The organism is Uliginosibacterium flavum (genome assembly GCF_040566545.1).
Classification (GTDB): domain Bacteria; phylum Pseudomonadota; class Gammaproteobacteria; order Burkholderiales; family Rhodocyclaceae; genus Uliginosibacterium; species Uliginosibacterium flavum.
In genome coordinates this window covers 150,370-160,332 of record NZ_JBEWZI010000010.1, presented here as the reverse complement: position 1 = coordinate 160,332, position 9,963 = coordinate 150,370, and the positions used below count along the sequence as shown (strand labels likewise).

6 protein-coding genes are annotated in these 9,963 nt (G+C 62.6%); 5 read left to right on the top strand and 1 reads right to left on the bottom strand.

Annotated features, from left to right (window positions below; translation table 11 throughout):
- Nucleotides 1-168 precede the first annotated feature (168 nt).
- The 4 genes from ABXR19_RS11200 to ABXR19_RS11185 all read left to right on the top strand — a co-directional run bounded on the left by ABXR19_RS11200 (nt 169) and on the right by ABXR19_RS11185 (nt 3,388).
- The gene (locus ABXR19_RS11200; protein WP_354601210.1) at nt 169-342 is read left to right on the top strand and encodes a hypothetical protein; all 174 of its coding nucleotides are present in this window, start codon (nt 169-171) and stop codon (nt 340-342) included.
- Nucleotides 343-696: 354 nt separating this feature from the next.
- A complete protein-coding gene (locus ABXR19_RS11195; protein WP_354601209.1) occupies nt 697-951 on the top strand; it encodes a type II toxin-antitoxin system Phd/YefM family antitoxin in 255 nt (84 codons plus the stop codon).
- A 1-nt stretch (nt 952) separates the two neighbouring features.
- On the top strand, nt 953-1,357 hold the full coding sequence (locus tag ABXR19_RS11190; RefSeq protein ID WP_354601208.1) for a type II toxin-antitoxin system VapC family toxin: 405 nt from the start codon (nt 953-955) through the stop codon (nt 1,355-1,357).
- A gap of 99 nt (nt 1,358-1,456) precedes the next feature.
- Nucleotides 1,457-3,388, top strand: coding sequence for a C13 family peptidase (locus ABXR19_RS11185; RefSeq protein ID WP_354601207.1), 1,932 nt, complete (start codon nt 1,457-1,459; stop codon nt 3,386-3,388).
- 228 nt (nt 3,389-3,616) lie between these two features.
- Here the strand turns inward: ABXR19_RS11185 and ABXR19_RS11180 are convergent, their stop codons facing one another.
- The gene (locus ABXR19_RS11180; RefSeq protein ID WP_354601206.1) at nt 3,617-4,600 is read right to left on the bottom strand and encodes a phospholipase A; all 984 of its coding nucleotides are present in this window, start codon (nt 4,598-4,600) and stop codon (nt 3,617-3,619) included.
- 205 nt (nt 4,601-4,805) lie between these two features.
- Here ABXR19_RS11180 and ABXR19_RS11175 point away from each other — a divergent pair, with 205 nt between their 5' ends.
- Nucleotides 4,806-9,926, top strand: coding sequence for an alpha-2-macroglobulin family protein (locus ABXR19_RS11175; protein ID WP_354601205.1), 5,121 nt, complete (start codon nt 4,806-4,808; stop codon nt 9,924-9,926).
- The last annotated feature ends 37 nt before the right edge of the window (nt 9,927-9,963 follow it).

Genomic DNA, 9,963 nt, shown 5'->3' with positions numbered 1-9,963 from the left:
CCCGAGTCAGCAGCTTCGCCAGAGGGGCTGAGAAGCTGAAGGCGATTTATGCGTTATGAGTTGTGTGGAATGGTATGGGTTACGCCTGCGGCCAACCCGCCAGACCGGCCCAGACCTCCGCCAAACGCCGCCATTAACTCAGTCCCAAGCCCCTATTTCCCAGTCCTCATGCTCGAACTCACCCTCCGCGTCGCCCTGCGTAACCCGTTGCAACACAAGCTGCGCAGCGTGCTGACGCTGAGCGGCATCGTGATGGCGATTCAGGCGTTCAGCCAGCTCGGCACCATCGCCTCGGCTTGGTATGCGGGGCGACTGCTGGTCCGCGAACACATAGCACTTTAACGGCAATGCCTTCGTCGTCACCGAACAGAGCGGCGACGGCATGTGCCGCGGCTTCCCCGGTGGTGCCTGGCAACTCCCGGCCTATGTCAGCAAGGTGGTGACATAGGACAAGGCCAAGCGCTGAAGCCACTGCGCAAGAGCTGGCTGCAGAGCCGCATCTGGCGGACTTCTGCAGACTGGCATGCTGGACAGGCAAACGGGACGGTCCTCTTCAGGCAGGCATGCTCAAGAGGCATGTCACATGCGGCTTTGCGGGCAGCGGATCACCGAAAAGACGAATTCCACGACTTGCGACTTGCGACTCACGACTCGCGCCACTAAACTAGTCAGATAACTAGTCATCCGAGGTGCATCATGATCGCTTGGCCCGTCCAAGACGCGAAAGCGCGTTTCAGTGAGTTGCTGGATTCCTGCCTGGAAAATGGCCCGCAGGTGCTGACGCGGCGCGGGGTGGAAACCGCCGTGCTGGTGCCGCTGGCTGAATGGCAGCGCCTGAATTCGGCGGCGCGGCCCTCGCTGAAAGCGCTACTGCTGGCCGACACGGCGCGTGCCGAATTGCCGATCCCGGCACGCGGCAGCGCGCAACGCCGCACGCCGCCGGAACTCTGAGATGTATCTGCTCGACACGAATATCATCTCCGAGCTACGCAAACCACGCCCGCATGGTGCGGTGCTGGCCTGGCTGGAGGCGCAGGCTGATGTGGATCTGGCGCTATCAGCCGTGACGCTGGGCGAGATTCAGGCCGGCATCGAAATTACCCGCGAGCAGGACACGCCTAAAGCGGCCGAACTCGACGCTTGGGCCAATCAGCTCGCCGAGGTGTGGAACATCCTGCCGATGGACGCCGCAATTTTCCGGCAATGGGCGCGCCTGATGCACCGCGAATCCAACACGGTATATGAGGACGCGATGATTGCCGCGACGGCGCAGGTGCACAAGCTGACCGTGGTAACCCGCAATGTGCGCGACTTCGCCCGCTTCGGCGTGCCGGTTCTGAATCCGTTTGAGGAGTGAGGGCGCGGAGATCGCAAGTCGCGAGTCGAAAAAACCGACCTGCCCGCGACACCGCGCCTTGCGACTTGCGACTTGCGACAACCCACGAATGAAGCAAACATGAATAGCGACTGGCTGGATTTCAACAATACGGAAGACGAGACGATTGCGCTGATCCGCGCCAACGGCGCCCGTCTGCAAGTCAGCAGGCGCAACTGGATCTGGCCGGCCGCGCTCGTCTGGCTGCTGCTGATTGCGGGCGCCGCCTGGTATGTCGGTGGCAGCAGCAAGACCAGCGACGATATCGCGCTGCCCGTCTTTCTGATCGTCTTCGTCCTCATCGCGCTGGCGCTGCTGCGCAATTACCGTGGGCAATTGCAGCGTGCGGCCAAAGCGACGCCGCGCGAATTCCGTGTGGCGCTGCGCGAGGACGGTCTCGCCATCGAGGCGGAGACCGGCCACAGCCTGACCCACTGGTCGGCCATTGAAGGCATCGAGCGCCACGCCGATGGCATCCGGCTGTATTTGAAGGGTTTGCAGGCCCTGTGGCTGCCCGAGCGCTGCTTTGCCGACGCACACACGGCCACCGACTGCCTCGCCCGCATTGAGCAACACACGGGCCTGCAGGCTGTCGCCCGCATTGCTTTGCCTGCACCCGAAGTGCTCGCCGAGAAGCGGGGCAAACAAGCCCTGCTCGATCTGCTCGCCAATCTGCATGCGGGTCTGCGCTTCCTGCTGTTCAGGGCGAGCGCGCCCGGTTTGCTGCGCGTGTCGGTGCTGCAGATCGTGTTGCTGGTGGCGCTGGGCGTGCTGCTGGAGCTGGCTTTTGATCTGCTGCAGGTGGGCCTGGACGGTCAGTTCTACTGGAATGCTCTGCCCTACCAATTGTTCGCCGTGCCCTGCCTGCTGCTCTGCGCCTGGGCTGTATCCAATTGCGCGCCGTCGCCGCAGCGGATTCCGACGGCCGTGCTCGCAATTCTGACGCCCGCGCTGATCCTGCGCACGCTGTATCTGCTACTGGCGCTGCTACCCAGCACGAGCATGATTTACGTGCAGATTGTGCTGGCGGCTGCGCTGCCTTTCTGGGCAGGCTTTGCGGCCGTGGTGGCGCTGGTGCGCAGCCTCGATCTGGCGGCCGAGCAGCGTCTGGCTGCGGTGCTCGGCGTGCTCTTTCTCTTCGCGATGCCCTCGCTGTTCGAACTCACCCGCGCGCGCCTGTGGCTGCCTCCGTATGACGAGGAAAACAGCGCCAGCATGCGCAACTGGGAACGCGCCACCAAAGAAGCCGTCCTCTACGCCCAACCCGCCCTGCTCGAAGAAAGCCTGACAGCGGTGCGCAAGGGCAAGCCAGGCGTGCCGGAGCTGTATCTGCTGGCGCTGGGTGGTTATGGCTCGCAGGACGTGTTCATGCGTGAAGTCGAGAGTGTGGACAAACTGTTTGGCGAGCGTTTCGATACGCAGAACCGCAGCGTGGTGCTGATCAATAATCCGGCCACGGTGGAAGAGCGGCCGATGGCGACAACGATTGCCCTGCAACGCACGCTTGCCGAGATCGGCCGCAAGATGAACAAGGAGGAGGACGTGCTCTTCCTGTTCATGACCTCGCACGGCGCTGAGGATCACAAGTTCTCGCTGGAATTGTGGCCCTACAAGTTTGGCGAGCTGACCCCGCAAAGCCTGCGCGCCCAGCTGGATGCAGCGGGCATTCAGAACCGGGTGATCGTGGTGTCGGCGTGTTATTCGGGCGGCTTCATCGAGCCGTTGTCTGACCCGCACACGCTGGTGATGTCGGCCTCGCGCGCCGACCGCAACTCGCACGGCTGCAGCCACGAGGCGGACTGGACCTTCTTCGGCAAAGCCTATTTCGATGAAGCCCTGCGCGGCACGCGTTCATTTGAAGCTGCCTTTGCCAAGGCCAGCGCCGCACTGGCGACACGCGAGGCGGATGAAGGACTGACCGCATCGGAACCACAGATTGCCGTGGGCAGCGCCATCCGCCCGATTCTGCAGGCGATGGAACGTGGCTTGCCGCCAGAGGCCAAGGGGAATTGAGCTGAAGCAGAGCAAGCTGAAGAGCCGCATCGGGCGGGCCTCTTCAGCCAGCCTGCCCGAAGAAATCCGCCCGATGCGGCTCTACAGCCTGCCGTCAGCAGCGACCCGACCCTCTCCCCAACCCTCTCCCTGCCAGGGAGAGGGAGCCATCCGGGGCCGCGCAAGGGGTTTGCGACTTGCGACTTGCGACTTGCGACTTGCGACTTGCGACTTGCGACTTGCGAAGATTTACCAGTCCGCCATCTGCACGCCAATCCCCAGCGTGTTTTGATAGTGGTTGTAATCCATCAGGCTCTCGCCATAGCCGCTGAACCACTGCACGTAGCCACGCAACTGCGGTGAACGCGACAGTGGGAAACTCCAGCCCAATTGCACGGAGCCCCGATTTTCCTGAGTCTTCAGGTTGTTGCGCAATTGCAGATCCAGGCTGTGATTGCCGAATTTACGCCCGACAGCGAGATCGAAGCGGCCCAGGTACTGGCTGATGTCGGGATTGTCATCGTCGGTTTTTTCCTTGATGCGCAACCAGGGCCGCAGCGCCACGGCGTATTCACCGTGCTCGAAGATCAGACCGCCCATGAGGCGATTCCAGCTGCGCGAGTATTCCTGCCCACGCCCGTTGGACTGGTGATTCAGGCCAACGCTGGCACTGACCATGTTCCAGCCCAGAGCGGATCGATTCACCGGGTACTGGTACCAGATTTCAGGCTCGTAATTGGTTTCGCGGAAGGGCCGCGAGGCGTCGCTGTTGTACATCTGCCAGAAAGATCGCTGGGTATAGCCCGCGATCAGATCGCCGTCCGCACCAAAGGCATCGAGCAGCAGCGGAAACTTGAAACTCAGCTGAAATTTGGTTTCGATCTTCTGGGCGCTGACATCGCCCTCTGTCGATTCATTGCGGAAAGTTGCGTTGCTCGGGCGACGCTGATCGTAAGTGAGCGGCAACACGTAATTGAGACGGTGTGGGGTCAGCGCGTAGCGCTTGCCGTAACCGACGGTTTCTTCCTGTATCCGGCGAGTCACCACGGCGGTCTTCGGCGCGTTGCTCGGCGTCGTCTTGCACGCGGCTTTCAGTTCGGCCACGGTCATCGTGTCGCTGGCGCCGGCCAGGCGCTCCATCAGACAGCGATCCAGATCTGCATCAGCGTGTGCAGCCATGCTCATTGACATCAAACCCACACCCAGCAATGCCAGGCCATTCTGCTTGTTCATACCATTCCCTTTTCCAACCACAACCCGATAGTGGCACGAAGTTGGCGGCTCAGGCTGCAAGCCCGGCCGTTTGTCGCAACTAGCCGCCACTGCCCTTCCGGCCCCGGATTGTGGCAGCACAAAATGGCAAAATCACGCGCTTGAGATAACAGCCGGGAAAACCCGCATTTGCGGCGTTTTTACCGCGATTTTCGGGGAATACAACATGCCTCTTGGCAAAAAAGCACTCGTCGCGGCCGCTGCCGCAGTTATCACCCTGAGCGCAGCCGGAGGCTGGTGGTGGAAGGCGCATCGCAGCAGCACTGCCAGCGCGGGCGGCGACGCGGTAATTGCCCAGGCTGACGGGCCGTTTTCTGCCACAGCCTGCCAGCCGCGCCTGTTCGAAGATCAGCCGGCGCTGGCCGTGGTCTTCTCCGAGCCGGTCGAGCGTGGCCAGTCTTTCGACAAGATTCTGCAGGTGGTCGACCTTGGACGCATTGACGGCGCCGGCGAGAGCAGCGAAGAAAAAGCCGCCGCCAAAGTGGATACCGGCAAGAACGCCGCCCAGGTCGGCGACAAGATCGTGGCCGGCAACTGGGTGATCAGCGACAACCCGCGCGTGCTGTACTTCCCCTACATCAAGCCGCAACGCAATTACCGCATCAAGGTGGCCGACAGCCTGAAAGCAGCCAGCGGCACGAAGCTGGCCGAGGCCAAGGAATGCCAGGTCGCCACCGAGGAGATGCCACCTTCCTACTACTTCGCCAGCAAGGGCACGATCCTGCCGGCCAAGCAGAATGGCGGCCTGCCGGTAGTCACAGTGAATGTGGCGGAAATCGACGTGCAGTTCCTGCGCGTAGAGCCAGCGCAGTTGCCGCGCTTTCTGGAAACCGTGGTCGGCACGCGGCCACACGCCAGCGAGGACGAAAACAACGAAGGTGAGTACGACGGCGATTGCTACGACTGCTACAGCGAGAACAAGAAACTCCAGGGCCAGACTTCCAACTGGCAGTTGGACAAGCTGCGCGAGGTCTCCAGCAGCGTGTATGCCGGCCGCTTCCTGACCAGCGACAAGCAGAACGCGCGCAAGGTCACGCATCTGCCGGTCGAATCAATCAAGGAGCTGCAGGAGCCGGGCATCTACATCGCGGTGATGAGCCAGCCGGGGCGTTTCCGCAGCGAATATCAGGTCACCTATTTCTACGTCACCGACATCGGCCTGCACGCACACCGCAACGGCAAACAGATGGACGTATTCACGACCTCGCTGGTCAGCGGCAAGGCCATCAGCGATGTCGAGCTGGAAGTCGTGGATGCCAACGCCAAGAGTCTGGCCAAAGGCAAGCCGGACGGCGACGGCCATGCCGCCCTGAGCGGCGTGCCGGACAGCGCCCACCTGCTGGTCGCGCGACGTGGCAAGGAAATGGCGGTGATCGCGCTGCGCGAGCCGGCCCTGGATCTGTCGGAATTCGAGATCGGCGGCCACCTGCCACGCGACGCCAAGCTCTTCCTGTATTCGGGCCGCGATCTGTATCGCCCCGGCGAGAAGTTTGAAGTCTCGCTGCTGGCCCGCGATGCCGCCGGCCACGTGCTGCCGCCCGCGCCCATCCAGGCCATGCTCAAACGCCCCGATGGCAAGAGCGTATCCACCATGACCTGGCAAGCCGACAGCAAGATTCCTGGCTATCTACGCCGCACGATCAACCTGCCGGCTGATGCGCAGACCGGACGCTGGAGCATCGAGTTGCGCGCCGATCCGGCCGCCAAAGCTGCCGATACGGTATGGACCTTCCAGGTTGAGGAATTCCTGCCCGAGCGCATGAAACTGGACCTGAAGAGCGACAAGAAAGCCTTGAGCGGCAATGCCGAATTCACCGTCGCAGTACAGGGCGATTACCTGTTCGGCTCGCCCGCCGCAGGCAACCGCCTGCTCGGCAGCGTGGCACAGGAACGCGAGATCAATCCTGTCGCCAGCCAGTGGCCGGGCTTCATCTTCGGCGACTTCGCCGATGACAGCCGCAAGAGCCGCAGCGAGATCAGCGAAACCTCGCTGGACGATCAAGGCCATGCCAGTATCGACATTCCCTTCGATGCCAAGGGGGCACGCTCGCCGATGAGCATCCGTGCCGCACTCAGCCTGCTGGAATCCGGCGGCCGCCCGGTGGTGCGTTCGATTGAACGCGTGTGGTGGCCCGCCGCGCAACTGATTGGCGTACGCCCGGAATTCGATAGCAATGTCGCGCGTGAAAACAATCAGGCCAGCTTCGAGCTGATCCGCGTCGGCACGGATGGCAAGTTTGCCCCGGCCAATGAAGCCGCTTTCCGCCTGTACCGCGAAGATCGCCAGTACTACTGGCGCTTCGACGATCAGAAGGGCTGGAACTCCGGCTTCACCGAAACCGAGGAACTGGTGCAATCCGGCAAGGTCGCGCTGAAACAGCGCGGCAAGCTGGCCCTGCCCGTGGGCTGGGGCCGTTACCGCCTCGAAATCGCCGATGCGCAGACAGGCCAGACGCTGCGCTACCGCTTCTACGCGGGCTGGAACGCGCAGGACGCCGAAAGCGTCGGCAACCGCCCGGATCGCGTGCAGCTGAAACTCGAAGGCGCGCCAGTCAAATCCGGCGACAGCGTGAAGCTCAACATCGTGCCGCCGCATGATGGCGAGGCGCTGATCGTGGTCGAAGCTGACAAGGTGTTGTGGACCAAGCGCGTGTCCGTCTCGACATCGGGCACCAGTGTGACGATCCCGGTCGACAAGGCCTGGGGCCGCGCCGATATGTACATTTCGGCCGTGGTGTTCCGCCCGGGCAGTCAGGGCGATCGCGTCACTCCGGCGCGCGCGCTGGGTCTGGTGCATCTGCCACTGCAACGCGAGGATCGACGCCTGAAGGTGCAGCTCACCGCGCCGGACAAGGTGCTGCCCGAGAAGAAGGCCACGGTGAAGGTGAAGGTCGATAATGCCGCTGGCAAGCAGGCCATCGTCACGCTCTCGGCCGTGGATGTGGGCATCCTCAACATCACCCGTTTCAAGACACCGGACGCCTTCGACTTCTTCTTCGGCAAGCATCGCTACGCGCCGGAACTGGTCGACCTCTACGGCAAGCTGATCGAAAAAATGGATGGCGACAAGGGCAAGCTCAAGTGGGGCGGCGACGCCGGCATGCGCGACAGCAAGAGCATGCCGAAGAAGGTCAAGCTGGTCGATCTGTTCTCCGGCCCGGTGGTGCTTAACGATAAGGGTGAAGCCGAAATCACGCTGAACGTGCCGGACTTCAACGGCACCCTGCGCCTGATGGCGGTCGCCTCGACACCGGACAATTACGGTTCGGCCGAGCGCGAAATGGTGGTGGCAGCACCCATCGTCGCCGAACTCGCCACGCCGCGTTTCATCTCGGCAGGTGACACTGCGACGATTGCCCTGGACGTAACCAATCTGTCAGGCAGCGCCCAAGACATCAGCATCAAGCTCAGCAGCGAAGATCCGCTGCGCATCAAGGATGGCGAGCGCACCGTATCGCTCAAGGACAAGCAGCGCAGCACCCTGCGCTTCGCGGCCGAGCCGACCGATGCCTACGGCCTGGCGCGCATCCGTCTGGAAGTGAAAGGCAGCGGAGCCAAGCCGATCAGCATCGTGCGCGAATCGGCCCTGCAGGTGCAGCCGCCAGTGCCCCTAGTGCGTGAAGTGCGCCGCGCCAAGATCGAACCGGACGGCAGCTTCAAGCTGGACGCTACGCTGATCGACAAGTACTTCAAGGCCTCCAGCACGGTATCGGTGACGGTTTCCAACAAGCCGCCGTTGAATGTGGGCAGCATCGTCAAGGGACTCCTCAACTACCCGTATGGTTGTCTGGAGCAGACCACCAGCGCGGCCTATCCGCACCTCTTCATTGATGAAGCGACAGCCAAAGCCATGGGCATCGAGGGACGCACGCGTGAACAACGCGCGGCCTTCATTGAGGGCGCCATCGGCCGCATCGCCGGCATGCAGGGCGCCAAGGGCGGCTTCACACTGTGGGGCAGCGGGCCGTATGAAACCTGGCTGACGCCGTATGTCAGCGGCTTCCTGATGGATGCACGGGCACAAGGCTTCAACGTGCCGGATCCAATGGTCAAACGCACCCAGGAATGGATGCTGGCGACGCTGCAGACCGCGCCGAACAACTTCCCGAGCGTACCTGCCACGCTCAAGGCCGATGAGCAGGGCCGTTACAAGTCGCAGGATTACGAACTGCTGCGCAACGGTCATCAGCGCTTCGCCGAGATGGCGCACATCGCCTTCATGCTCGCCCGCGACCAGAAGGCGCCGCTCGCCACACTGCGCATCCTCCATGACCAGTTCCGTGATCGCGCCAAATCACCGCTGCCGCTGGTGCACCTGTCGCTGGCGCTGCAGATGATGGGCGACTCGGCCCGCGCCAAGGTCGCGCTGGACGACGCCATGACGCGCCGCTACGGCATCCAGCCCGAAAACCTCAGTTACTGGGGCGAATGGCTCGGCGACTACGGCAGCCGCACGCGTGATCTGGCGCTGTCCTACGCCCTGCTCACCCAGTACAAGGTCAAGCATCCGCGTGTGGAGAATGTGCTCTTCGATCTGGTCGACGGCTTGGGCAATCGCTCATGGCTATCCACGCAGGAACGTCTGGCTTTGTTCATGGCTGCCAACGCGCAGGGAGTCGGTGACGCAAAAGCCGAATGGACGGCAATCCTCAAGCAGGGCGAAGCCGCCGCGACGATGACTTCGCGCAGCAGCGAGATCCGCAGCATCAGCGTCGCCGCGCTGGCCAAGGGCGTCAGTCTGGATAACAAGAGCAGCATTCCGCTCTTCGTCGAGATCGAAGCCGCAGGCTACCCGCTCAAGTCACCCGTACCGAAGAACGACGTGATCGAGCTTGCCCGTGACTGGTTCAACACCGACGGCAGCGCCTGGCGTGGCGGCCCGCTCAAGGTCGGCGACATGCTGATCGCCCGTGTTTCCGCCACGGCCAAACAGGCCATCGAAGACGGCATGGTCATCGACCACATCCCGGCCGGGCTGGAGGTCGAGAACCTGAATCTGTCGCAAGGCCCGCAGGCCGGTGAATTCACGATTGGCGGCGTCAATATCGAGCAGGCCATGAACGACGAGCGCATCAAGCACCGCGAGTACCGCGACGACCGCTTCGTGGCCGCCGCCAAACTCGGGCCGCAGAAGCTGAACCTGTTCTACATGCTGCGCGTGGTTACGCCGGGTGTTTATACCGTGCCGGCCAGCTACGCTGAGGATATGTATCGGCCGGAATTGCGCGGGGTGGGCACAAGCGCCGCGAACATCACAGTGACGGACCCCAAGAACGCCAAACAATAAGAAGGAATAGCGAAGGGAGCCAGGGCCGCAAGAACCA